This window comes from Streptococcus azizii (assembly GCF_001984715.1).
Lineage (GTDB): Bacteria > Bacillota > Bacilli > Lactobacillales > Streptococcaceae > Streptococcus > Streptococcus azizii.
This window is the reverse complement of the sequence record NZ_MSPR01000010.1, coordinates 24,128-48,577: the sequence shown is the minus strand read 5'-3', so window position 1 is coordinate 48,577 and position 24,450 is coordinate 24,128. Positions and strand designations below refer to the sequence as shown.

At 43.0% G+C, this 24,450-nt stretch carries 18 protein-coding genes; 14 read left to right on the top strand and 4 right to left on the bottom strand.

Annotation, left to right across the window (positions count from 1 at the left end; translation table 11 throughout):
* Positions 1-107 precede the first annotated feature (107 nt).
* The 4 genes from pta to mutY all read left to right on the top strand — a co-directional run bounded on the left by pta (position 108) and on the right by mutY (position 6,050).
* Positions 108-1,103 carry a phosphate acetyltransferase gene (gene pta, locus BVE84_RS06025; protein WP_076996160.1) on the top strand — a complete coding sequence of 332 codons (996 nt, stop codon included), beginning with the start codon at positions 108-110 and terminating at the stop codon, positions 1,101-1,103.
* A gap of 1 nt (position 1,104) precedes the next feature.
* A complete protein-coding gene (locus BVE84_RS06020) occupies positions 1,105-2,838 on the top strand; it encodes an ABC transporter ATP-binding protein (protein ID WP_076996207.1) in 1,734 nt (577 codons plus the stop codon).
* Positions 2,828-4,561 (top strand): ABC transporter ATP-binding protein, encoded by a 1,734-nt coding sequence (locus BVE84_RS06015; RefSeq protein WP_076996159.1) that lies wholly within the window; start codon positions 2,828-2,830, stop codon positions 4,559-4,561. The genes BVE84_RS06020 and BVE84_RS06015 overlap by 11 nt, the downstream gene beginning before the upstream one ends.
* 331 nt (positions 4,562-4,892) lie before the next feature.
* Entirely contained in the window at positions 4,893-6,050 is a 1,158-nt protein-coding gene (mutY, locus tag BVE84_RS06010; protein ID WP_076996158.1) for an A/G-specific adenine glycosylase, read from the top strand.
* Between the two features lie 646 nt (positions 6,051-6,696).
* On the opposite strand, the gene BVE84_RS06005 is transcribed toward mutY, so the two are convergent.
* The 4 genes from BVE84_RS06005 to BVE84_RS05990 form a co-directional block, all read right to left on the bottom strand.
* The gene (locus tag BVE84_RS06005) at positions 6,697-8,418 is read right to left on the bottom strand and encodes a phospho-sugar mutase (RefSeq protein WP_076996157.1); all 1,722 of its coding nucleotides are present in this window, start codon (positions 8,416-8,418) and stop codon (positions 6,697-6,699) included.
* Between the two features lie 89 nt (positions 8,419-8,507).
* Complete coding sequence (locus tag BVE84_RS06000) at positions 8,508-9,077, bottom strand: ECF transporter S component (protein ID WP_076996156.1); 570 nt, start codon at positions 9,075-9,077, stop codon at positions 8,508-8,510.
* The gene (gene coaC / locus BVE84_RS05995; RefSeq protein WP_076996155.1) at positions 9,064-9,612 is read right to left on the bottom strand and encodes a phosphopantothenoylcysteine decarboxylase; all 549 of its coding nucleotides are present in this window, start codon (positions 9,610-9,612) and stop codon (positions 9,064-9,066) included. The genes BVE84_RS06000 and coaC overlap by 14 nt, the downstream gene beginning before the upstream one ends.
* Position 9,613: 1 nt before the next feature.
* Positions 9,614-10,303 carry a phosphopantothenate--cysteine ligase gene (locus tag BVE84_RS05990; protein ID WP_076996154.1) on the bottom strand — a complete coding sequence of 230 codons (690 nt, stop codon included), beginning with the start codon at positions 10,301-10,303 and terminating at the stop codon, positions 9,614-9,616.
* A gap of 217 nt (positions 10,304-10,520) precedes the next feature.
* Here BVE84_RS05990 and BVE84_RS05985 point away from each other — a divergent pair, with 217 nt between their 5' ends.
* The 10 genes from BVE84_RS05985 (at position 10,521) to BVE84_RS05940 (ending at position 24,256) form a co-directional block, all read left to right on the top strand.
* Positions 10,521-12,191 (top strand): formate--tetrahydrofolate ligase, encoded by a 1,671-nt coding sequence (locus BVE84_RS05985; RefSeq protein WP_076996153.1) that lies wholly within the window; start codon positions 10,521-10,523, stop codon positions 12,189-12,191.
* Between the two features lie 422 nt (positions 12,192-12,613).
* Complete coding sequence (locus BVE84_RS05980; RefSeq protein ID WP_076996152.1) at positions 12,614-13,267, top strand: DNA alkylation repair protein; 654 nt, start codon at positions 12,614-12,616, stop codon at positions 13,265-13,267.
* Positions 13,268-13,338: 71 nt separating this feature from the next.
* On the top strand, positions 13,339-13,584 hold the full coding sequence (locus tag BVE84_RS05975) for a DUF1905 domain-containing protein (RefSeq protein WP_370592833.1): 246 nt from the start codon (positions 13,339-13,341) through the stop codon (positions 13,582-13,584).
* Positions 13,585-13,857: 273 nt separating this feature from the next.
* On the top strand, positions 13,858-14,934 hold the full coding sequence (locus BVE84_RS05970; RefSeq protein ID WP_076996151.1) for an aspartate-semialdehyde dehydrogenase: 1,077 nt from the start codon (positions 13,858-13,860) through the stop codon (positions 14,932-14,934).
* Between the two features lie 27 nt (positions 14,935-14,961).
* Positions 14,962-15,843 carry a 4-hydroxy-tetrahydrodipicolinate synthase gene (dapA, locus tag BVE84_RS05965; RefSeq protein WP_076996150.1) on the top strand — a complete coding sequence of 294 codons (882 nt, stop codon included), beginning with the start codon at positions 14,962-14,964 and terminating at the stop codon, positions 15,841-15,843.
* A 373-nt stretch (positions 15,844-16,216) separates the two neighbouring features.
* Complete coding sequence (nmlR, locus tag BVE84_RS05960) at positions 16,217-16,609, top strand: stress response transcriptional regulator NmlR (protein WP_076996149.1); 393 nt, start codon at positions 16,217-16,219, stop codon at positions 16,607-16,609.
* Positions 16,610-16,979: 370 nt separating this feature from the next.
* Positions 16,980-18,746 (top strand): ABC transporter ATP-binding protein, encoded by a 1,767-nt coding sequence (locus tag BVE84_RS05955; RefSeq protein ID WP_076996206.1) that lies wholly within the window; start codon positions 16,980-16,982, stop codon positions 18,744-18,746.
* On the top strand, positions 18,715-20,460 hold the full coding sequence (locus BVE84_RS05950) for an ABC transporter ATP-binding protein (protein ID WP_076996148.1): 1,746 nt from the start codon (positions 18,715-18,717) through the stop codon (positions 20,458-20,460). Before BVE84_RS05955 ends, BVE84_RS05950 begins: the two co-directional genes overlap by 32 nt.
* Positions 20,461-21,453: 993 nt before the next feature.
* Entirely contained in the window at positions 21,454-22,794 is a 1,341-nt protein-coding gene (locus BVE84_RS05945) for an FAD-dependent oxidoreductase (RefSeq protein ID WP_076996205.1), read from the top strand.
* The gene (locus BVE84_RS05940; RefSeq protein WP_076996147.1) at positions 22,784-24,256 is read left to right on the top strand and encodes an AcpB/EbpR/MafR family transcriptional regulator; all 1,473 of its coding nucleotides are present in this window, start codon (positions 22,784-22,786) and stop codon (positions 24,254-24,256) included. Before BVE84_RS05945 ends, BVE84_RS05940 begins: the two co-directional genes overlap by 11 nt.
* Positions 24,257-24,450: the final 194 nt, after the last annotated feature.

Here is a 24,450-nt window from a genome sequence, read left to right as displayed (position 1 = left end):
TGCAAGAAGGGAAGTGACTCTATTGCAAAAAGCGAGCGCTGAGTGGTAAAAAGTGGACTTGGATGGAGGTTGCCGAGCTAGGAGACGGGTTCTTAAGGGGTAGGAAGATGGGAATTCGTTCGCTATTTGGTGGTTTACGTGAAAAAATCGTGGGACAACACGTGAAGATTGTCTTTCCAGAAGGAAATGATGAGCGTGTGGTTCGTGCAGCTGCTCGTTTGAAATTTGAGGGCTTGTTAGAGCCTATTATCCTCGGGAATCCTGATGATGTACGCGGTCTTTTGTCAGAGTTCGGTTTTGCTGATCCGAACTGTACGATTATCGATCCAAATGAATATACGGAATTTGAGGCGATGAAGGAGGCTTTTGTTGAAGTTCGTAAGGGCAAGGCAACAATAGAGGATGCCGATCGCTTACTTCGTGATGTCAACTATTTTGGTGTTATGTTAGTGAAAATGGGCTTAGCCGATGGAATGGTTTCAGGTGCGATCCATTCAACTGCCGATACGGTTCGTCCAGCCCTTCAAATTATAAAAACAAGACCAGGTATTTCTCGTACCTCAGGTGTTTTCTTGATGAACCGTGAAAATACCAATGAGCGCTATGTTTTTGCAGACTGTGCTATTAACATTGATCCAGCTGCCCAAGAACTGGCAGAAATTGCGGTCAATACAGCAGAGACAGCTCGTATCTTTGATATTGATCCAAGAGTGGCCATGTTGAGCTTTTCAACGAAAGGTAGCGCCAAAGCATCCCAGGTTGATAAGGTGATAGAAGCTACTCGTATCGCTAAGGAATTGGCACCTGATTTGCTCTTAGACGGAGAGCTACAATTCGATGCAGCTTTCGTTCCAGCAACAGCTGCGATAAAAGCACCTGACAGTGATGTGGCTGGGCAAGCCAATGTCTTTGTTTTCCCAGATTTACAAGCAGGAAATATTGGGTATAAAATTGCACAACGCTTAGGAATGTTTGATGCGATTGGTCCGATTTTGCAAGGTTTAAATATGCCTGTTAATGATCTTTCTCGTGGCTCAAGTGCTGATGATATCTATAAACTTGCAATCATCACAGCGGCGCAAGCTCTAGAAAATGAAAAATAATTTGAAACGATTTAGGAAGTACGGAAAAGGCTATCTAAAAGAAGCGATTCTTGCTCCTTTATTCAAACTGATGGAGGCATGCTTTGAATTGGCTGTCCCCCTCGTTATTGCCTTTATTCTTGATACGATTATTCCTCATAGCAATCACGGTCAGTTGATTGCTATGATTTTGTTACTGGTCCTTTTTGCAGTAGTTGGTGTCATTGTGGCTGTGACTGCTCAATACTATTCAGCCAAGGCAGCAGTGGGCTACACCAAGGAACTCACCCAAGATCTTTATAAAAAAATACTGTCTCTGCCCAAGTCTAGCCGCGACCGTCTATCAAGCGATAGTTTACTGACACGCTTGGCGAGTGATACTTTACAGATTCAGACGGGCATCAACATCTTTTTACGCCTTTTCTTGCGGGCACCGATTGTGGTATTTGGTTCCCTAGTGATGGCCTTTTACATTAGTCCCGGCCTATCGCTGAACTTCTTAGGTATGATTCTTCTCTTGTTTTTCATTGTCTCTGCTGTTTCTATAATGGTAAGTAGGTCCTACCTTCTGATGAGGAAAAGTTTAGATAGTCTGGTGGGACAAGTGCGAGAAAGCATTGCAGGAATGCGGGTTATTCGTGCCTTTGGACAAGGTATGAGGGAGATAAAAATCTTCCAAAAGGTGAACAAAACCTATCTTTATCAGCAATTAACGGCAGGTTTCTGGACATCCTTACTCACTCCAGCAACATTTTTAGTGGTGAATGCTACCCTACTGATTCTGCTATATCAAGGAAGGATGGCAATCGGTCAGGGGATACTAGAGCAGGGAATGCTGGTTGCTCTTATCAATTATCTGTCTCAAATTTTAGTGGAATTAGTGAAGATGGTCATGGTTATTTCTAGCCTAAATCAAAGTTTTATCAGCGCTAGTCGTTTGAATGAGATTTTTGAGCAAGAATCAGAAGATATTGATGAGCCTTTGGGTGATTTCAGGCTATCAAAGGAGTGGACTTTAATTGCTGAGAACCTATCCTTTGCCTATACCAAAACTGGAGAAAATGCTTTGACGAATCTTTCATTTCGGGTAAAGAAAGGAGAATTTTTTGGTATCATTGGCGGAACAGGTGCTGGTAAGTCGACCTTGCTTGATTTATTCTTGCGCCTCTATCCAGTGGATGCTACACAACTAGCCTTATTTAAGCCAGACGGTCATTTTCCACTGAACTTAAGGGAATGGCGTGGACAATTTGCCGTGGTTGGGCAGGAAGCCCAACTCTTTAGTGGGACAGTGCGTTCTAACCTTTTACTAGGTAAGGAAGGAGCATCAGATGAAAACTTGTGGTGGGCTTTAGAAATGGCGCAGGCCAAGGATTTTATTCTTGAAAAAGGTGGGTTGGAGACAACTGTTGAAGCCTTTGGCCGCAATTTTTCAGGAGGGCAACGACAACGTTTGACCATTGCACGAGCTCTCTTGCAAGAAGCGCCTATCTTGATATTAGATGATGCGACCTCAGCTTTGGATTATCTGACCGAGAGGAAATTGCTGTCAGCTATCCAGCAAGCCTTACCTGAGAAATTACTAATCATGGTCTCCCAGCGAACCACGAGTCTCTCAAAGGCCGATCAAATTTTGGTATTGGATCAGGGGCAGCAAGTTGGCTTGGGGTGCCATGCGGAGTTGCTTCAGACCTGTCCTGTCTACCAAGAGATTGCACACTCTCAGCATGTTCAGGAGGTGTCTCATGAAAGTTAAGTCCGGTTTGATTCAGCTTTTGACTCGTATACTACGACAACCTGCTCGCCTCCTTGCAATCTTGCTTGTCAGTTTGGGTCAGGTTGTCTTATCTGTCTATTTACCAGTCCTGATTGGGAAGGCAGTAGATGCGGTCTTGGTCGATGAGCAATTAGGTCTATTTGTCCACTTACTACTGACCATGGCATTCGTGATTGGTATCAATACGATAGTCCAATTCTTTTTACCGCTCCTTGTCAATCAACTGATTTTTCGCATGATGGATGAGTTGCGAGAAGAAGTGTATAAGAAACTTCATAGCTTGCCGCTCTCTTACCTAGACCGCCATAGTGTCGGAGATATTGTGGCTCGTATTGCCAGTGACAGTGAGCAGTTGACCAATGGCTTGACCATGATGTTCAGCCAATTTTTGATTGGAATCCTAACTATTTTTTTAACAATTTTTAGCATGGTAAGGCTAGACATGATCATGATGATTTTAGTGGTTGTTCTAACCCCATTCTCGCTTTTTGTCGCTCATTTTATTGCGCAAAAAAGCTATGATTCCTATCAAAAGCAGACTGTCTCACGAGGGCAGCAGACCGAACTAATGGAAGAAAGTATCCGTCAGCTGTCTCTGATTCAGACGTTTAATGCCCAGGCTCAGTTGATGGACAGGTTTGAAATAGCTAATCAAACCTATGCAAGCCATTCTCAAGCGGCCATTTTTTCCTCTGCTACCAGCAATCCTATGATGCGCTTTATTAACGCCTTAATCTATGCCTTGTTAGCCGGAATTGGTGCTCTGCGGATTATATCTGGGACCTTCACTGTGGGAGAACTGACAACTTTTTTGAATTATGCGAGCCAATATACAAGACCTTTTAATGACATATCATCGGTTCTCTCAGAATTGCAGAGTGCGCTTGCCTGTGCTGAGCGACTGTTTGAAATACTGGCTCAAAACTCTATTGATGATGGAGATGGACTAGCCTTGCTAGGAGAAGGGGTAGGCGGGCAGATTCAATTTGAGGAGGTTGATTTTTCCTATCTTCCTTTGCAACCTCTGATTGAAGATTTGACAATCGAGGTACCAGCAGGTGCTAGGGTGGCTATCGTCGGACCGACGGGTGCTGGGAAATCTACAGTTATCAATCTTTTAATGCGTTTTTATGAGGTTGATAAGGGGAGGATTTTGCTGGATGGTGTGCCCATTTCACACTATCGTAGATCTGATTTTAGAAAACAAATCGGAATGGTCTTACAGGAGACATGGATCAGGACAGGAACTATTCATGAAAATATTGCCTATGGCTACCCCGGTGTGACGCGAGAAACGGTAGTAGAGGCTGCAAAAGCAGCCAATGCAGATTTCTTTATTCGTCAGTTACCGCAAGGCTATGACACGATATTGACAGATGGAGGAGCGTCTTTATCCCAAGGACAGCGACAGTTGCTGTCAATCGCTCGCGTCTTTGTTCATCCACCTAAAATTCTGATTTTGGATGAAGCGACTTCATCAATTGATACGCGGACGGAAATGCTGGTGCAACAAGCCTTTGAACGTCTGATGCAAGGAAGAACCAGCTTTATCATTGCCCACCGTCTATCAACCATTCAGGCAGCAGATCTGATTCTGGTTATGAAAGCAGGTCGGATTGTGGAGCAGGGAAATCATGTGCAGCTTATGCAGGCAAAAGGATTTTATTATCAACTGCAGACCAGTCAGATGGAGCAGGAATAAGAAGCTAGGTTCAAACATGAGATAGATAGCTGGCAAGAAAGAAGGAAGGAAAAGGGAATCTGAATCGGGAGAGCAGTTGTAGCTAGTATCTAGTTAAGAGAAGCTATAGGGGCTACTGAACAAGAGCGGATTGCTTCTCGTCATGATAGCTAAGCCTAGTGACAACTGATAAGCGTAGTCGTCATGTTTTAAAGTGAAACAACTATATCATCCCTCCCTGCTTCTATTTGATTTTTTTCAGTTTTAGTCAATTACAGCTGTGGCTACCTTTAGGTATAAATTAAGTGAGTATAACTAGAGGGAGAGGCGATGTTTGTGGTATACTGGTCTTATGTTTGATTTTAAAAAATACGGCATTGAAATGTGGCCGCACGACAAGATAGAAGCATTCAGAAAAGTTTTGCTCCAGTGGTACGATGACAATAAGCGCGATTTACCCTGGCGTCGTACTAAAGATCCATATGCGATTTGGGTCTCTGAAATTATGCTCCAGCAAACGCGGGTTGATACGGTCAAACCCTATTATGAGCGTTTTTTACACCACCTACCAACGATTAGAGCATTGGCAGAAGCACCAGAAGAAATGCTATTAAAGCTCTGGGAGGGTCTGGGCTATTATTCACGGGTACGCAATATGCAAAAGGCTGCCCAGCAAATGATGGTAGATTTTAATGGTTCCTTTCCAAAAACTTATGAGGAAATTGTTAGTCTGAAAGGAATCGGACCTTATACCGCAGGGGCTATTGCTAGTATCGCTTTTAACTTACCAGAGCCAGCCGTGGATGGGAATGTCATGCGGGTTATGAGCCGTTTGTTTGAAGTGGATTATGATATTGGTGTACCGGGGAACCGTAAAATTTTTCAAGCAATCATGGAGGAATTGATTGATCCGACCAGACCGGGAGATTTTAATCAAGCCCTAATGGATTTGGGGTCAGACATTGAATCACCGCTTCATCCACGACCTGAAGATAGTCCGATTAAGGAGTTTAGTGCAGCATATCGCAATGGAACCATGGAGAAATATCCGATAAAAGCACCTAAGAAAAAGCCCGTACCAGTTGCTTATCAGGCCTTCATTATCCGCAATGAAAAGAATGAATTTTTACTCGAAAAAAATCAGCAGTCCAGCCTACTAGAGGGCTTTTGGTCTTTTCCCTTACTAAAAAAAGGAGAGGCTAACTCCCCACAGCTATCCTTGTTTGAGGTAGCAGAAGATAGTCCACCAGTTGATGTTCGGAGTGAATTTAAGCAGCTGTATCCGTTAATAATTGAATGGCAGGCAGAGCAATTTTCCCCTGTTCAGCATGTCTTTAGTCATCGTAAATGGCAGATTGAGCTTTTAGAAGGACTTGCTTCAAGTACACTCCTGCCAACGGAGCGAGAAATCCGCTGGGTTGCGGTCGAAGACTTTCACCGCTATCCTTTTGCTAAGCCACAACAAAAGATGTGGGATAGTTATTTGGCTGGAAAGCAAGACTTGAAATGATAGCCTGCAAAAAATACACAAAAATCGTGATAGAAGTGCTTATAAATTCTTGAAAACGCTTTACAAAAATGATATGATAGAGGTGAAAAGAAGGAAAGAAGAAGCACTTAATAGCTTACAAGTTCTTCTCCAAGGAGAGGAGGTAAGGGGAGAAGTCCACCAGATTTTACTATAGACTCCATAGATACTGAGTCGGTTTATTACATTCAAATAAATACCTATCAAGCTACCCTATATTGATTACATGTGATCTGTATAAATGATGAAGGAATTGTAGAATTCGGTTTGTAATCCAATTAGATAAGTGTCTGTAAGTATGAACCTGTTAGGGTGGCTCACAAATATGTAGCATACTATCTTATTTCCAAAAGAATCACTTCCTTTATGGTGGACTTTTCCCAATGTTAGATTTCCTGTGAAAGGATTAGAAACACAAATAAAGATTGAGAGTTCCTCAATCTTTATTTGTGTTTCTATAGCTACCTATAGGTAGTATCATTTGCTATTTATTTTAAGTAGTGCGGGCAGAAGCAAACTCCTTTGCAGTTTTACATTTCATTTTTGATCCTGAGTCTCAAAAATCCCCTTCCAGACAATCACAGGGGATCATCTGGAATACCAGGGGTCGAGGCCCGGGTTTAGAGGATTAGTCTTTTACAAATGCATTGATTTCAGCTTCAATGGCTGCAATCTTTTCTTCTGCATTAGCCATATCTGTACCAACTGTCGCGATGTAGAACTTGATTTTTGGTTCGGTACCAGATGGGCGAACAGCAAACCAAGAGTCGTCTGTCAAGGTATATTTCAAGACATTGCTTGGTGGAGTAGTCAAGGTAGTAACCTTGCCTTCTTTATCCGTTGCTATTTGTTCTTGGAAATCTTCTAGTAGAGCAATATCTGTTTGGTTGAATTGTGCAGGAGCATTGCTGCGGAACTTGTCCATGATTTTCTTGATTTCAGCTTTGCCATCTACACCAGATAGAGTGACAGAAATCGTTTTTTCTGCATAGTAACCATATTCAGCGAAGATTTGGTCGATACCATCAGCCAAGGTCAAACCTTTAGAGCGGTAGTAAGCCGCAATTTCTGCAACGATAAGGACGGCTTGGATGGCATCTTTATCACGCACGAATGGTTTGATGAGGTAGCCGAAACTTTCCTCGAATCCAAACATATAGGTATGGTTGTCCGTCTCTTCAAATTCTTGGATTTTTTCTGCGATAAATTTGAAGCCAGTCAAGACGTTGAACATGGTTGCGCCATAGCTTTCTGCAATCTTGGTAACGAGTTCAGTAGAGACGATAGATTTAGCAAGCGCAGCATTTGCTGGCAGGGTTCCTGCTTGCTTGTGGGCTTCCAAGATGTATTTGGCGATAAGGGCTCCAATTTGGTTACCAGAAAGATTACGATAGCTACCATCAGCTTGGCGGATTTCTACTCCGAGGCGGTCTGCATCTGGATCTGTAGCTACCAGTACATCTGCATCTACTTGGCGTCCTAATTCTTCTGCAAGAGCAAAAGCAGATTGGCTTTCTGGATTTGGTGATTTCACAGTTGAGAAGTTTGGATCAGGATTTGCCTGGCTTTCTACGACTTGGACAGACTCAAAACCTGCTTGTGCCAATGCACGACGGGCGAGCATCTCACCGGTACCGTGAAGTGGAGTAAAGACAATTTTCATATCGCGACCATACTCATTGATGAGACTCTGGTTGATATTAACATCTTTGATTTCTTTCAGATATTCACTATCAACTGCTTCCCCAATCACTTCGATAAGCCCTGTGCTTTGTGCGGCCTCCAACTCTGCTACAGGAATCGTAAATGGATCGGTGATGTCGCGGATATAGTCTGTCAAGGCATCCGCATCTGCTGGAGGCATTTGCCCTCCGTCTTCACCATACACCTTGTATCCATTATAAGGAGCGGGGTTGTGGCTGGCAGTAATCATGATTCCAGCGACAGTGTGGAGATGGCGAACAGCAAAAGATAGCTCAGGGGTCGGACGCAGTTCTTCAAAGACATAGGCTTTGATACCGTGTTGAGCGAGAACTCGAGCTGCATCAAAGGCGAATTCTTGTGAGAAGTGGCGGGAATCATAGGCGATGGCAACCCCTCTTTCCTTGGCTTCTTGACCTTTTGACTCGATGAGGCGAGCCAAACCTTCCGTCGCTTGGCGGACAACGTAAATATTGATGCGGTTAGTACCTGCGCCAATCAGACCACGCATACCAGCTGTTCCAAATTCAAGCGATGTATAAAAGGCATCTTCTTTGGTTTTTTCATCCATTTTACGCAAGTCTTCCTGTAAATAATCAGGAAGTTCTGCATAATCGAGCCATGTTTGATACTGTTCTTGATAGGTCATTGTAAGTTCTCCTTTTTATAATATTCTATTAAACGCTTTCATTATACCATTTTTGAAATGAAAAAGCACGCTTTCACGTGATTTTCTTTTTATTTTTTTGCTTTTTGCAAGGTAGGAATAATAGCTGCTGTTAAAAAGGCTGCAATGATCATTTCGGCGATTGAATTTGTCCCGATAATCGTTGCGAGCATGGCTTTTACATCCCCGTTATAGATGGAAGAAAAGAGGAAGAAGATACTTCCGAGAACAAAGACGGTATTGGTCATAGAGCCAATAGCCCCAGCAACGACCAGCCCGATACGCTTGGGGGATAAACGATAGATGATATAGGGGCTTACTCCGATTAAAATCCGAGGAACAATGGCGACAATGAGGGAGTACCATTGCCCGTTTTCAACGAAGGGAGAAAAGAGGTAGCTGGTTGGCAATAAGATAATGGTATTGTGAACGACGCTCAAAATCCCCATCATACCCCCTAGAGTTGCCCCGACTTTTGGTCCATATAAGATAGACGCAATGATTACTGGGATGTGAACAATGGTCGGTTTAATAGGAACTGGTAATAGATTAAAGAAAACAGAGCTTAGAATGTCTATCACAATCATGACGGCAAAAAAGAGAGATAGGGTTGCAACTTGGGTTGATTTAGTTTGTTTCATGAAGCGTTTTACTCACTTTCTCTAAAATAACATCGACGGTAGCTAGGGCGCCTGTTCCAACATCACCGCAGGTAAGCAAGGCATTCCGAGGAGGGATTTCTACAAATCCGTAGCCTTGAAGCCGTTGTAAATTTTCTTGAGTGGCAGGGTTTTGGTACATATTGGTATTCATAGCCGGAGCGATGAGTCTTGGTGTAGTAGCAGGAAGAGCTAATGCGACTGCTGTAACGATATTGTCTGCAAAGCCATGAGCAAGTTTGGCAATGGTTTGTGCAGAAGCAGGTGCCACAAGAAAGAGATCTGTCTGTTTGGCCAAATCAATGTGCTTGATAGAGTTAGGTTTTTCCTCCACCATTACATCGGTATGGACAAGATTTTTCGAGAGAGCTTGAAGGGTCAGCGGGGTGATGAATTGGGTAGCGGCATCAGTCATTAAAATCGTGACGAAATGACCTAACTTTCCCAGTTGGCTGGTCAAATCTGCTGCTTTGTAGGCTGATATGGAGCCTGTAACGGCTAGGGTAATACGGGCCATACTATCTCCTTTTTTTTACTATTTTTTCAAGGATGATGTCTGCGATTTCTTCCTTAGTGTGGGCAGGGTAGACCTGTTCTTGGGTGAGCAGGTAGGCCTTGTGTCTGTTTGGTCCGATGTCCGTTAAATCATTTGCAAGGACATAGTCTGCCTGATTTTTGATGAGGCTGTCACGTGCCACCCGAAAGAGTTCATCCTGTGAGACATTTACCAAGAGTTTAAAACCAATTAGCAGAATATCCGGATTCCACTGCTTGATAAGGGAGATGGCTTTCGGCGTCCTTTTGAGAAAAAGCACTTGGTACTCGTCGTTTGAGGAAATTTTTTCCTCAGCATTGGTCTCATCTAGTAGACTTTCGAGATTCGGAGCCATCTTTACCTGCTCAAGACCAGTCATATAAACAGGGCTGTAGTCCGACACGGCCATACTGTGAATCATGACATCGTGCAGCGGGACTAGCTCTTCTAGGGTATGAATGAGACTTGCGACATCGGTAATCTCAACAATGGTCAAACCGTCCTGATACGATGGCTTGATAGCTGTCTTTGTGGTCACTAGGGTCACCTCAAGCTGAGCAGCTAAGCATTTCTCAGCCATGATTTTTCCTAGGCTACCTGTAGCATGATTAGTGATAGAGCGGACACGGTCAATGGCTTCACTGGTTCCGCCAGATGTAATCAAAATTTTCATACTGTCTATTGTACTAGAAAATCCGTTTTAGGTAAAGTTTTAGGAGCGACTTTCTATCAGTAGAGATAGGAGGGAAATACGGAAGATAAACGAATGATGTTTTAAATCTTATCACTATCGTGGGTAAAAACCGTACGTTAAAAATAATCTATTCTAAAAACATGCGCTTTCGTGAAGTTTTTGATATACTACTTTCAACAAACAGATGGGAGTTGCTATGAAAACAGATATTGAAATTGCACAAAGCGTAGTGTTACAACCGATTGGAGAGGTTGTCAAAAAAGTAGGGATTGGTGATGATGATTTGGAATTATATGGAAAATACAAGGCCAAATTATCCTTTGAAAAGATAGAAGCAGTCAAGGAACATGCGCTTGGCAAGCTAATCTTAGTAACGGCTATCAATCCGACACCTGCTGGGGAGGGAAAATCCACAGTGACCATCGGTCTAGCTGATGCGCTTTCTAAGATTGGTAAAAAAACCATGATTGCCCTTCGCGAGCCATCGCTCGGTCCTGTGATGGGGATTAAGGGAGGCGCTGCTGGTGGTGGACATGCCCAAGTCTTGCCAATGGAAGACATCAATCTGCACTTTACAGGTGACATGCATGCCATTACAACTGCCAATAATGCTCTTTCTGCCCTGATAGATAACCACATTCACCAAGGAAATAGTTTGGGGATTGATCAACGTCGGATTATCTGGAAGCGCGTGGTAGATTTGAATGATCGCGCTCTGCGCAAGGTGACCATTGGCTTGGGTAGTCCCTTAAATGGTATTCCGCGTGAGGACGGTTTTGACATTACAGTTGCTTCTGAAATTATGGCCATTTTGTGTCTCGCAACAGATTTGACTGATTTGAAGGAGCGCCTTGCAAATATTGTCATCGGTTATCGTTTTGATCGCAGTCCAGTTTATGTCAGAGATTTAGCAGTCGAAGGAGCCTTGACCCTGCTCTTGAAAGAAGCCCTTAAACCGAATATTGTTCAGACCATTTACGGTACACCTGCCTTTGTGCATGGTGGTCCCTTTGCCAATATCGCTCATGGCTGCAATTCTGTTTTAGCGACTGCTACAGCACTTCGCTTGGCAGATTATGTAGTGACCGAGGCAGGATTTGGTGCGGATCTTGGGGCAGAAAAATTCCTAGATATAAAAACCCCCAACCTGCCAAAGGCTCCGGATGCAGTTGTGATTGTCGCAACTCTTCGCGCCCTAAAAATGCATGGTGGTGTAGCAAAAGACAATCTTTCAGAGGAAAATGTTGAGGCAGTCCGATTAGGGTTTGCAAATCTCAAACGCCATGTTGAAAATGTGAAGAAATATGGTCTTCCAGCAGTCGTTGCCATCAATGAATTTGTATCAGACACACCCGCAGAAATTGCGACCCTAAAAGAGCTCTGTGCCGCAATAGAGGTACCTGTTGAGCTTACAAGTGTCTGGGCAAATGGTGCTGAAGGTGGAGTGGAACTTGCAGAAACTCTTGTCCAAACGATTGCAACGAGTCCCGCCAACTATAAACGTCTCTATCAAGAAGAGGATAGCTTGGAAACAAAAGTGACTAAGATTGTGACGGAGATTTACGGTGGAACAGGAGTGGTATTTGAAAAGAAAGCTCGTACTCAATTAGCAGCATTTGCTCAGCAGGGATGGGATAAACTCCCTGTCTGCATGGCTAAAACACAATACAGTTTTTCAGATGATCCAACAGCCCTTGGTGCGCCTGACAACTTTGAGGTTACTATTCGTGAATTTGTCCCTAAATTGGGAGCAGGCTTCATCGTAGCTCTTACAGGAGATGTCATGACTATGCCAGGTCTACCTAAGTTGCCTGCTGCCCTAAATATGGATGTGGCAGGGGATGGCACAGCGATTGGTCTATTCTAATGATTAAAAAATTGTTTCCAGCTCCAAAGGTGTACTTACTTTTGGAGCTGGAACAGTTATCTTTAAAGGGATTAGCTATAACTAGCATCAGTCAGAACAAACTCCCATTTTTTTATGCAGCTGGCGGGCTGGCTTCCTTCCTCACTATGGTTGGTAGATACATAGGGAAATAGTCATGAGAGGGAGGATGTTTATTTTCTTGATAGTGAGTTGAACGTCCTACTTCTCAAACTTTATTTAAGACGAATGGTATGTTAAAATATACATGTAGAACATTTTGTTTGCACAAGGTAGAAGGAGCGAAGCGATTGACTGTGTGCGAATCATGATAGGGTAGCCCATGGCAAAAGGTTGACGCTACATTTGACCAGTGGTACGATATTGTCTGGCTACAAAAAAAGTTTGATAGAGGGGATAAATAGATGAAGGTAGAGGTAATCCAACAACAATTAGAGGCGGTTGCTTCTGCAAAAGATGCAGAGAAAATGGCGGCCTACCTTCGGCATCAATTTCTTTTTTTAGGGGTGAGAACGCCAGTACGCAGAAAGATAACCAAGGAATTTTTAAAACCCTATAAGCAAAAAACACTTCATTGGACCTTTATTGAGCAGGCTTGGGAGAGTTGCTATAGAGAAATGCACTATGTTGCGATTGATTATCTTATCATGAATAAGCATATGTTAACTCCAGAGGATTTGCCTCGTCTGGAAAGATTGATAACAAGGAACTCGTGGTGGGATTCAGTGGATGGCTTGGATGAATTAGTTGGTGACATTGCGTTTCGCTACCCAGAAGTCAAGTCCGTCCTACTAGATTGGAGCCTTTCTGATAATATTTGGTTGCGTAGGGTTGCGATCAATCATCAATTATTGCGGAAGCAGGACACGGATACGGATTTGTTGGAAAAGATTTTAATCAACAATCTTGGGCAGGCAGAGTTTTTCATCAACAAGGCCATTGGCTGGAGTTTACGAGACTATTCCAAAGTCAACCCAACATGGGTAAGGAATTTTATTGCACAGCATGAGGAAACTCTAGCTCCCCTTAGTATTCGTGAAGCTAGTAAGTATCTGTAGGAAAAGAATGAATAAAGAATATAGATTTCAAGCTAAGATTCATCCTGTGTTAGATAAAGGAAGATTCTATATTGTCTTTTCCCTATGATATTCGAGAGGAATCTGGTAAGGGACGTCTCAAGGTTCAAGTATTTTTTGATAGGGAATCCTATGAGGGTTCCCTTGTCAATATGGGAGTCAGGAATGAAGGGGAGCTTTGCCACATCATCGGTATCCCGAAGAAGATTTGTCAAAAAATTGGGAGAGAGGCAGGGGATACGGTGGAGGTTGTGATTCAACCAGGAGAGGAAAAAGTAGTAGAGCTCTTGCATTCCTAGAAAAATCTGTTATAATGAAGTCATGCGATGAGCCGAACGTGGCAGTAGCCACTTTCACGCTAGGGAGGTCAAAACGCAGGAGCGGACCTTGATAAGTTGTGTGAACCTGCTTATCACACGAAAGTGCCCTTAGACTGAGAGAAATCTTGGTCTTTTTTGCTATTATTTGTACTCTTTTTCAAGAATCCTGTGAGGGTCTTTTCATTTATTAGAAAAAAGTATATAATAGCAGGTATATACAAATGTTTAGAAAATTGAAAAAAGGGGTAGTTTATGGGATATACAGTAGCCATTGTTGGTGCAACTGGTGCCGTAGGGGCGCAAATGATTCAGATGTTGGAAGAATCTACTTTACCGATTGACAAGGTACGCTATTTGGCTTCTGCTCGTTCAGCCGGTAAGACTTTGCCGTTTAAAGGACAGGAAATAACGATAGAAGAAACAACAGAAGATGCCTTTGATGGTGTCGACATTGCACTGTTTTCTGCGGGAGGGTCAACTTCTGCCAAGTATGCTCCTTATGCGGTCAAGGCAGGGGCTGTTGTGGTTGATAACACCTCTTATTTCCGCCAAAATCCAGATGTACCACTTGTCGTACCTGAGGTTAATGCACATGCGCTCGATGCTCATAAGGGAATTATTGCTTGTCCGAATTGTTCCACTATCCAGATGATGGTGGCATTAGAGCCAATTCGTCAAAAATGGGGTTTGAATCGGATTATCGTATCAACCTATCAGGCCGTATCAGGAGCAGGTATGGGAGCCATTTTGGAAACTCAGGAACAGTTGCGGGCCGTTTTAAATGACGGTGTAGCCCCGAAAGATGTAGTAGCCAATATCTTGCCGTCTGGTGGTGATAAAAAGCATTATCCGATTGGCTTTAATGCTCTACCACAAATTGACCTCTTTACGGATAATGATTATACCTACGAAGAGATGAAAATGACCAAGGAAACGAAAAAAATCATGGAAGATGACAGCATCGCTGTCTCTGCGACTTGTGTTCGTATCCCAGTCTTATCTGCTCACTCAGAGTCTGTCTATATTGAAACGAGGGAAGTAGCGCAAATTGAAGAAGTGAAGGCTGCTATTGCAGCTTTTCCAGGCGCGGTTTTAGAAGATGATGTGGCACATCAGATTTACCCACAGGCCATCAATGCGGTGGGGAGACGTGAAACCTTTGTTGGTCGCATCCGTAAAGATTTGGATGCTGAAAAAGGTATCCATATGTGGGTTGTGTCTGATAATCTCTTGAAGGGAGCTGCCTGGAATTCTGTTCAAATTGCTGAAACGCTTCACGCACGCGGTTTGGTTCGCCCGACTCAAGAACTTGTGTTCACCGTAAACTAAACGAGATCATCACTTAGGAGGAAGAAAATGTCAGTAGAAGATTTGAGAAAAGCACGTATTATTACGGCGCTTGTAACGCCTTTTCGCGAGGACGGAAGTATCAACTTTAAGGCATTGCCTAAGTTGATTGAACATTTACTTTCGCACCACACTGAGGGTCTGATTTTAGCGGGGACAACCGGGGAAAGTCCAACTCTAACCCATGAGGAAGAACTAGAGCTTTTTGCGCACGTTCAGCGGATTGTGGCAGGTCGTGTACCCTTGATTGCAGGGATTGGGACCAACGATACGCGAGATTCGATTGCCTTTGCGCGTGAGGTGGCAGCTTTTGGTGGATTTGCGGCTGGACTTGCCGTAACTCCCTACTATAATAAGCCTACCCAAGAAGGATTGTATCAGCATTATAAAGCGATTGCTGATGCTAGCAGTCTTCCGATTATGGTATATAATGTACCAGGACGTACAGTGGCTGGCTTGACGGTAGAAACATCGCTACGCTTGGCTCAACATCCCAATATCATTGCGATTAAGGACTGTACAGGTGTCGCTAGTATTTCCCATCTTGTAGAAAATGCACCGGAAGATTTTCTGGTCTATACAGGTGAAGATGGTGAGGCCTTCCATGCTAAGGCTTTAGGTGCTCAAGGTGTGGTGAGTGTCGCTGCCCATACCAATGGAGATGATTTTTATGCGATGTTTGAGGCCCTAGACAAGGGAAATGTGGTAGAAGCTGCCGCTATCCAACGCAGGTTGCTCCCTAAAGTAGAGGCACTTTTTTCAACAACGAGTCCAGCCCCCCTTAAAGCTGTTCTCAATCATCGAGGGTTTGAGGTGGGGCCTCTGCGCCTACCACTCCTTGCTTGTACCGAGGAAGAAGCGGCGGCGATTGTCGATGTCATGGAGAAATAGGGAAGTTGCGGATAAAAATACAACTTCGCCTAAAAACGAAGCTAGTTTACTGTTAATTTTTATTGAGTATTAGTTTATTTCACATCAAGGAATACAGGAGTGAGGATCATGGATTACTTCGGAATCACGATTGAGTCCCACTCCCTTTCTTCTTTCTTTTGACTTGGAGTGGACTCTAATACTCAATAAAAATCAAAAGTAGACTAGCTTTCACAATTAAGAATTGTGAAAGGTTGGAAATGAGATTAGCACCGCTAATTTCATTATATCGAAGGCGAAGGTAGAACTGGCGTTCACCGAGACTCTTGACGACGTATCCTTTTGATTTTTATTGAGTATAAGGTGTATACTGGTAGAGAAAAGAGGTAAACAGATGAATATTAAGAAAGTCAGTGACTTACTAGGTTTGTCGAGCGATACGATCCGCTACTATGAGCGAGTTGGCTTGATTCCACCAGTTCACCGTAATCATGCAGGGAACCGTGATTTTGGTGAGCGAGATGTGGCAGCCTTAGAATTGGTCCGTTGTTTTAGAAGTGCTGGGGTGTCGGTTGAAAGTTTGATTGACTACATCAGCTTATGTCAGGACGGAGACAATCAACATCTAGAAGAGCGTCGTGCGATTTTGATTGTTGAACGTGAAAAATTACAGAAAAAGATTGATGAACTATCAGCTGCCATTAGCCGGCTGGACTACAAGATTGATAACTACGAGAAAATTATGGTGAAAGAAATGAAGTCCATGAAAAACGCAAAGCAAAAATAGCCCCGTGGGAACAATTTAAGATGTGAGGACGGAAAGAAAAATAGGGAATCGGAGCAGATGACTTAGGCAACCAGTAGCCTCGCCGGTTCATTTTTATGCCCGAGTTCGATTCATCAAGATACAAAGGGCATTAAAAAAGCGACCGAGTATTAGGTATCTTTTAAATGGGGGTTGGTGGTATGTAATTCCTACTTTTGCTATGTCTTGAATAGGATTCTTTACGTCATCAACTCATACTCAATGAAAATCAAAAGTAGCCTAGGAAACGAAGTCGACGATAGAACTGGAGTTCATCAAGGCAAGTTGACAACGGATAATTTTGATTTTCGAAGAGTATCAAATAAAAGATTGAGCAATGGAAAGGATATTCATATCAATGATAAAAAATCTTTGGTGGTTTTTTAAAGAAGAAAAACGGCGCTATCTCATCGGGATACTTTCCCTGAGCCTAGTGGCTGTTTTAAATTTGATTCCACCGAAAATTATGGGGCAGGTCATCGATGCCATTACACGTGGCAATCTGACCAAGACTGACTTACTCTTACAACTCTTGTATCTAGTTCTAGCAGCCGTTGCTATGTATGGTCTGCGCTATATTTGGCGGATGTATATTCTGGGAACTTCCTATCGTTTGGGACAAGTCATTCGCTACCGCTTGTTTGAACACTTTACCAAGATGTCGCCCTCCTTTTATCAGAAGCATAGAACAGGAGATTTGATGGCGCATGCGACCAATGATATCAATTCTTTGACCCGTTTAGCAGGTGGTGGTGTCATGTCTGCGGTCGATGCTTCCATTACAGCCTTTGTGACCTTATTCATGATGTTTACCACTATTTCGTGGGAAATGACCCTACTTGCAGTCCTTCCCCTACCTTTTATGGCACTTGCAACCAGCAAGTTAGGACGGAAAACACATGAGGCTTTTAAGGAGTCTCAAACAGCTTTTTCAGATCTAAATAACAAGGTGCAAGAGAGCGTAGCAGGGATCAAGGTCAGTAAATCCTTTGGCTATCAAGAGGCTGAAGTGAGAGCCTTTCAAGAGGTCAATGAGATGGCCTTTGCTAAAAATATGCACACCATGAGATACGATGCCTTGTTTAATCCCTTGGTCCTACTCTTTATCGGCGCTTCCTATGTCTTAACCTTGACGGTTGGAGCTGTTATGATTGACCAAGAGCAGGTGACAGTTGGAGATTTGGTAACTTTTGTGACCTATCTGGATATGTTAGTCTGGCCTCTAATGGCTGTTGGATTCTTATTTAATATGGTGCAACGTGGTAGCGTATCCTATGAGCGAATCCAGACGCTATTGAGCCAAGAGTCGGCAATCAAAAATCCAGAAAATCCTGTTGAGCATGTTGCCAATGGGCGCTTAATCTATGATGTAAAGCGATTTAGCTACGAAGAGGATGAGACACTTTCTGATCTTTATTTTACCTTGGAAAAAGGACAAACTCTAGGATTAGTGGGACAAACTGGTGCAGGAAAAACCAGTTTGATAAAATTGCTTTTACGTGAACACGATGTAACAGCTGGTAGGATCTTGCTGAATGGTCACGATATTCGTGACTATCGTTTATCTGATTTACGTCAGCTGATAGGATACGTCCCCCAAGACCAATTCTTGTTTGCAACGACCATTTTGGAAAATGTTCGCTTCGGAAATCCTGCCTTATCACGAGAAAAAGTAGAAGAGGCAACCAAGCTATCTCAGGTTTATGATGATATTATTGCTATGCCAGAGGGCTTTGATACGCTGATTGGGGAAAAGGGAGTCTCCTTATCAGGGGGACAAAAGCAACGAATTGCTATTAGCCGTGCGATGATTTTGAATCCAGATATTTTAATTTTAGATGATTCCTTGTCAGCTGTTGATGCCAAGACAGAGCATGCCATCATTGAAAATCTCAAGCAAACACGGCAAGATAAGACAACGATCCTTGCGGCTCATCGCCTATCAGCAGTTGTCCATGCAGACCTCATTCTGGTCATGCAAGATGGAAATGTTATTGAGCGTGGTAGCCATGAGGAATTACTGGAGCAGGGTGGTTGGTATGCAGAAACCTATGCTTTACAGCAGCTAGAAATGGAGGAATTACCGAATGAAGATAGCGAATCAATGGGACGTTTTTAAACGCCTGCTGACCTACCTAAAACCCTATAAGTGGCTGACGGTGCTTGCCCTTAGCCTCCTCTTATTGACAACGGTTGTAAAAAATATCATTCCCTTGATTGCTTCTCATTTTATTGACCATTATTTAAACAATGTCAATCAGGCAGCGGTGGTACTTTTAATCGGTTACTACTTAATGTATGTTTTTCAGACAGTCATTCAGTATTTTGGAAATCTTTTTTTTGCGAGAGTATCGTACAGTATTGTGCGTGACATTCGCAAGGATGCTTTTTCCAATATGGAACATTTAGGTATGGCTTACTTTGATAGGACGCCAGCAGGGTCGATTGTCTCTCGGATTACCAACGATACAGAAGCTATTTCTGAAATGTTTTCAGGGATTTTATCGAGTTTTATTTCAGCGGTCTTTATCTTCACCGTGACCCTTTACACCATACTGATGCTAGATGTTTACCTGACAGCCTTAGTCGCTCTTTTACTTCCTCTTATCTTTATTCTGGTAAATCTTTATCGCAAACAATCGGTTGCGGTGATTACAAAGACCAGAAGTCTCTTGAGCGATATCAATAGCAAACTATCAGAGAGTATCGAAGGGATTCAAATCATTCAGGCCTTTCGGCAGGAAGAACGTCTAAAGTCGGAATTTGAGGAAATCAATCAGGAGCATGTGGCCTATGCCAATCGTTCTATGGCGTTAGACAGCCTATTTTTACGACCAGCCATGTCCCTGTTGAAGCTACTTGCTTATGCACTGTTAATGGCTTATTTTGGCTTTCGTGGTCTTGAAATCGGGATTTCAGCAGGGCTGATGTACGCGTTTATCCAGTATATCAACCGCTTATTCGATCCCTTGATTGAAGTGACCCAGAATTTCTCTACCCTGCAAACTTCAATGGTGTCAGCAGGACGGGTCTTTGATTTGATTGATGAGGCAGGTTTTGAGCCGACTCAGGGAAATAGCTCCGCACACATTAAAGAGGGGAACATCGAATTTCGAGAGGTATCATTCTCCTATGATGGCAAAAGGAAGATTTTAGATGGGATTTCATTTCAGGTAAAGCAAGGAGAGACCATCGCCTTTGTCGGAGCAACAGGTTCTGGGAAATCGTCCATTGTGAATGTCTTGATGCGGTTTTATGAATTTGACTCAGGCCAGGTCTTGATTGATGGGCAAGATATTCGGCAATTCTCACAAGCAACCTTACGTAAGAATATCGGTCTCGTCTTACAAGAACCCTTTTTATACCATGGTACAGTTGAGTCCAATATCAGGATGTATCAAGAACTGTCAGAGGAGGAGGTGTACGCAGCAGCAAAGTTTGTGGATGCAGACCCCTTCATCCAGAAATTACCAGGTCACTATCAAGCTCTTGTATCTGAGCGTGGTAGTAGTTTTTCAACTGGTCAACGGCAATTACTCGCTTTTGCACGTACAGTTGCAAGTCAACCCAAGATATTGATTTTAGATGAAGCAACGGCTAATATTGACTCAGAAACCGAGCAGATCGTTCAGCACTCTCTTGAGAAAATGCGCCAAGGACGCACGACGATTGCCATTGCACACCGTCTGTCGACCATTCAAGATGCAAACTGCATCTATGTCCTTGATAAGGGCAAGATTGTCGAAAGTGGAACACATGAGGAATTGCTGGCAAAAGAAGGGAGCTATCATAAGCTCTATCAATTACAGGCTGGTATGCTTGTGAGCTCGTAGGTAAAAAAACAAATGAATGATTCAAAAATGTTTCTTGAATCATTTTTTATATTCTTTGCATTTCTCTTCAAGCCAGCCCATACTCAACTACTTTCCTTTCCTAATTTATACTCTTTAAAAATCAAAAGGATACGTCGTCAAGAGTCTCGGTGAATTGAACACGGGCTAAAAGCTCGGAAAAAAGATAGGCAGCTGTTTCAGCTTTAGCTGATTACAGCTGAGAATCCCTTTAGGGATAGATTTTCTCGTGTTCAACAAACACGTCGTCAATCTCCTATTTTTCAGTCGCTTTTTACACGCCCTTTGTATCTTGTAATTGAACTCGGACTACAACTCGCTGACAATAAAACTAATCCAGTGGATCAGTTTTACCCGAGCCAAGAAATCGGAAAGCGAGAATAAATACTCCTAGCTTCAAAGGTATGGTATACCTTTGAAGGCAGGAAATAGGAGTTTGCCTTAGCAAACGTCCTTTACTTCTTCGTCGCATTTTCTATTTTGTCTAGGAGTTGTTTTACCTCCTCGTATCTTGACGAGTGAAAAGCTCCAGTGGAGGTTTTCAGCCTATCCCCTTTCATTAAAAAAGTGGTCGTTAGAAACTCCGTTTCCCTATTTCCAACCTTGCCTACTTCGCTCTCGGATTTATAGGCTCAGGCTGAAACAGTTCACCGAACTGTTTCACTCTCCCAGACTAGTGGAGCAAGTACTAAAAGTGAACTAAAAGACTATAACACAACTTGTAACCCCTTACACTATTTGTGGTATAATAAGAACATGTATTCACAATTCAGCACTTCCATCTTATACTCTTTAAAAATCAAAAGGATACGTTGTCAAGAGTTTCGGGGAACTGTTGCAACTGGTCACCCAAAAAGAAGAAAGTGACCATAGAAGCCCGAACTTAGAAATTAAAAAGTGAGGGAAGCAGAAAATATTTCTTCTATAAAGGTACTTTACTTGTGAATGCAGGTTCTGAAAAACGGAGGAAATGCTATGAAAATCATCATCGTAGGAGCTTCATTTGCAGGAATGAGCGCTGCTTTGGAATGTCATCAACTTTATCCCGAAGCACAGCTTGTGTTAATCGACAAGGAAAAGGAGGTCGGCTTTTTTCCTAATGCCTTGAACTGGCAATTAAAAGGGGAATTGGAACATATTGAAGAAGCACGGAGCGAATTGTGGAGTCAGGTGCAAGAGACCATGATAGACATCCGTTTAGAAACCAAGTTGATTCAAATAGATGCAGACCATCAGTTGTTGAGGCTGGAGCAGGGAAGAAATAGTATCGAAGAAGCCTATGATGTTCTGATTTTGGCCATGGGAGCCAAGCAAGTTTGGGAGATAGAGGACGAAAAACTTCAAGCTCGCATGTTATCATCTAAGTATTTTTCAGACGCTCAAGAAAGTCAGAAAAAGATAGAAGAAGCGAGTTCTGTCATTATCATTGGTGGCGGACAGATTGGGCTAGAAAGTGCAGAGGCACTCAGTCAACTACCGCTCTCTATTCGGATTTTTGAAGCAGAACATTCCCCCTTAGCAAGGTATGTGGATGCAGATCTTATGGTTGGTATTGAGCGGGAGTTGAAGAAGCGTCGCATTGCTCTACATACAGCAGAAATCGTGGAGAAAATCAGCCTGTCGTCAACTGGTAATAAGGTCAGGGTCGATACACTGAAAGGTAGCTATGAAGCGGATTATCTGCTCTTTGCGACGAATTTCCAGCCCAATACCGATCTGTTTCGGGGAATATTAGACTGCAATCCTGACAAAACGCTTATCGTAGATGAATATTTAGAAACTAGCCAGCCCAATATCTTTGCGATTGGTGACCTCATTCAACTTCCCTTTGCCTTCTTTGGCAAGGCCTATCTTCCTCTCATCAATCATGCTATTTTGACAGGACGCTTGGTGGCCTATAATCTAGTCACAAAACGGCGCCCCCTGCAGGAAGTGCAACGAATGGTTTCCAGTCATCTTTTCGGCTACAATATCACGAGTGTTGGTCTGACCGAACGGCAGGCCCAGCTTTGGACAGATGTGGATACGGTTGTTTTACAAACACCTTTTAGCCAGTGGGAGACAGAAGAGTTGACCTTTAAATTGATTGTCCAAGCATCTGACGGGCGACTCTTAGGCGGGCAGTTACTTTCCACCTCTCGCTATATTCATCAGATGAATACATTGTCCCTTGCCATTTCAAAGGGGATGACAGCCCAGGATATGGTAGAGCAAAGCTGGCTTTGTCTGCCTCGCTATACAAGTCTTGTTCCCATTGTGACAGAGGCCTGTCAGCTCTATCTTCATCGTCAAGAGGAGAAAGCCTATGAGGATTGAAGATCTTTTGGAAAAGCGAGAGCGTGCTATCTATCTTCTCACAGAGTATCTAAGGGGCAGCCAATCCAGCCTATCTTTAAAAGACTTCAGTCAGAAACTTGGCTTATCACGCACTACCCTCGCCCGTTATATCGAATCGTTTAATGACCAGGCAAGGGAGGGGAAGTGGGGCCTATCTCTCCAAGTGAAAGACGAAGTAGTTCGTTATGAGAAAAAGGAATCACTGTTACACGCGGACTGGCTTGCCCATCTGTGTCAGATAAGTACTAAGTACCAAATTCTGCTCTATCTTTTTGATAAGGAAGAATTTACTATTCAGGCCCTTGCCCAATATTTGCTGATAAGTGAAGCTAGCCTCAATCGGCAACTAGCTGCGCTCAATCATCTCTTGCAGGATTTTCAAATTAGCATACGAAACGGTCGTCTCAAAGGAAGTGAACTGCAAATCCGTTATTTTTATTACCAATTCTTTTTGCAAACAAAGACCCTGTCAGGTATCAGTAGCTGCCCCTATTTCCGTCAGGTAGCCCATCACCTCCCACTTTTTGAGCGCTTTTTCGATACCAGCTTTAATTCTCGTCAGGCCCTTCAGCTATCTCTTTGGTTAGGGATTTCTCAGAGACGTATGAGAGGACAGGAGTTGGATTTTGGTGAACTGATTCAGTTGATGACCCCTTATATTGACCAAAAATGGTATCAGGAATTACGAAGTTTTGTCCTGACTCTCTATCAATACCAACCCTCAATGATTCGCGAAGGGGAGGTGATGGGGTTGTTTGCCTTTCTAGTAAGCCAATCCATTTTGACATCACAAAAGATTGAGCGTATTCTAGCCTTCGGTGGACCGATTCGTGAAGCGACCACTCGGTGCTATCAGACAATTCGCGAAGAGATAGGCTATCGATTCCCCATTCATGAGGAAGTTCTGTACTATCTTAACCAATTATTAGGAAAAGTCTACTTTTTCAAGGGAAGTTTGGAACTATTCCCCCTTGAGGAAAAACAGGAGCATCTGATTGGCGCTCGGACCTTATTACTAGGCGTTTTAAAAACGATTTATCAGCCTCAGGGTCCTGGGCTTGTCTTTCAATGCGAGGAGGAGGTGGCGAATATGGCAGGACTTTTTGACTATCTCAGTCAGGTTCAGCCAGTAGTGATGCGCATTGGCTTTCTGTCCTATCAATCTCCTATTATTGCTGAGCCAATTTTATTCCAACTCCAAAGAGAATTTGAACGAAAATCTGCGGTTGTGATTGAGCCCTTTTTGACATCAAGTACCTATGACCTTCTAATATCAGATGAACCTGTACTTGTAGACCTACCTTGCTATTGTTTCCATAAACGACTATATGCCAGTGATTTACAATCCTTGAAACAAATGATTGCTAACCTTCAAAAACAAAAAGAAAAACAGGCCACCCGACGTTTGGAAGCTAGCATGTTTTCGATAGAAAGACGTTGAGGGGTGTCATCTTCTGCTCCTCATTCACCGAGACGAGTTGACAAAGTCTCCTTTCAATGTTTGGAGAGTAGAAAAACAAAAACAAGAGTATAAGGATAGTGCTTGTCAGATGATGGTACTATCCTTGCTTTTTTCATTCTTATCAAAAATTTTTTAAAATGCTTATTTTTTGATAGGAGTTACTTGTAGAAATG

What these genes read in the sequence shown, in the direction of transcription:
- nmlR (WP_076996149.1), top strand. Translation starts at nt 16,217, where the DNA reads ATGAATATTAAGAAAGTCAGTGACTTACTAGGTTTGTCGAGCGATACG.
- BVE84_RS05980 (WP_076996152.1), top strand. Translation starts at nt 12,614, where the DNA reads ATGAAGGTAGAGGTAATCCAACAACAATTAGAGGCGGTTGCTTCTGCA.
- BVE84_RS05990 (WP_076996154.1), bottom strand. Translation starts at nt 10,303, where the DNA reads ATGAAAATTTTGATTACATCTGGCGGAACCAGTGAAGCCATTGACCGT.
- BVE84_RS05940 (WP_076996147.1), top strand. Translation starts at nt 22,784, where the DNA reads ATGAGGATTGAAGATCTTTTGGAAAAGCGAGAGCGTGCTATCTATCTT.
- BVE84_RS05985 (WP_076996153.1), top strand. Translation starts at nt 10,521, where the DNA reads ATGAAAACAGATATTGAAATTGCACAAAGCGTAGTGTTACAACCGATT.
- mutY (WP_076996158.1), top strand. Translation starts at nt 4,893, where the DNA reads ATGTTTGATTTTAAAAAATACGGCATTGAAATGTGGCCGCACGACAAG.
- pta (WP_076996160.1), top strand. Translation starts at nt 108, where the DNA reads ATGGGAATTCGTTCGCTATTTGGTGGTTTACGTGAAAAAATCGTGGGA.
- BVE84_RS06005 (WP_076996157.1), bottom strand. Translation starts at nt 8,418, where the DNA reads ATGACCTATCAAGAACAGTATCAAACATGGCTCGATTATGCAGAACTT.
- dapA (WP_076996150.1), top strand. Translation starts at nt 14,962, where the DNA reads ATGTCAGTAGAAGATTTGAGAAAAGCACGTATTATTACGGCGCTTGTA.
- BVE84_RS05950 (WP_076996148.1), top strand. Translation starts at nt 18,715, where the DNA reads ATGAAGATAGCGAATCAATGGGACGTTTTTAAACGCCTGCTGACCTAC.
- BVE84_RS05945 (WP_076996205.1), top strand. Translation starts at nt 21,454, where the DNA reads ATGAAAATCATCATCGTAGGAGCTTCATTTGCAGGAATGAGCGCTGCT.
- coaC (WP_076996155.1), bottom strand. Translation starts at nt 9,612, where the DNA reads ATGGCCCGTATTACCCTAGCCGTTACAGGCTCCATATCAGCCTACAAA.
- BVE84_RS06000 (WP_076996156.1), bottom strand. Translation starts at nt 9,077, where the DNA reads ATGAAACAAACTAAATCAACCCAAGTTGCAACCCTATCTCTCTTTTTT.
- BVE84_RS05970 (WP_076996151.1), top strand. Translation starts at nt 13,858, where the DNA reads ATGGGATATACAGTAGCCATTGTTGGTGCAACTGGTGCCGTAGGGGCG.
- BVE84_RS06015 (WP_076996159.1), top strand. Translation starts at nt 2,828, where the DNA reads ATGAAAGTTAAGTCCGGTTTGATTCAGCTTTTGACTCGTATACTACGA.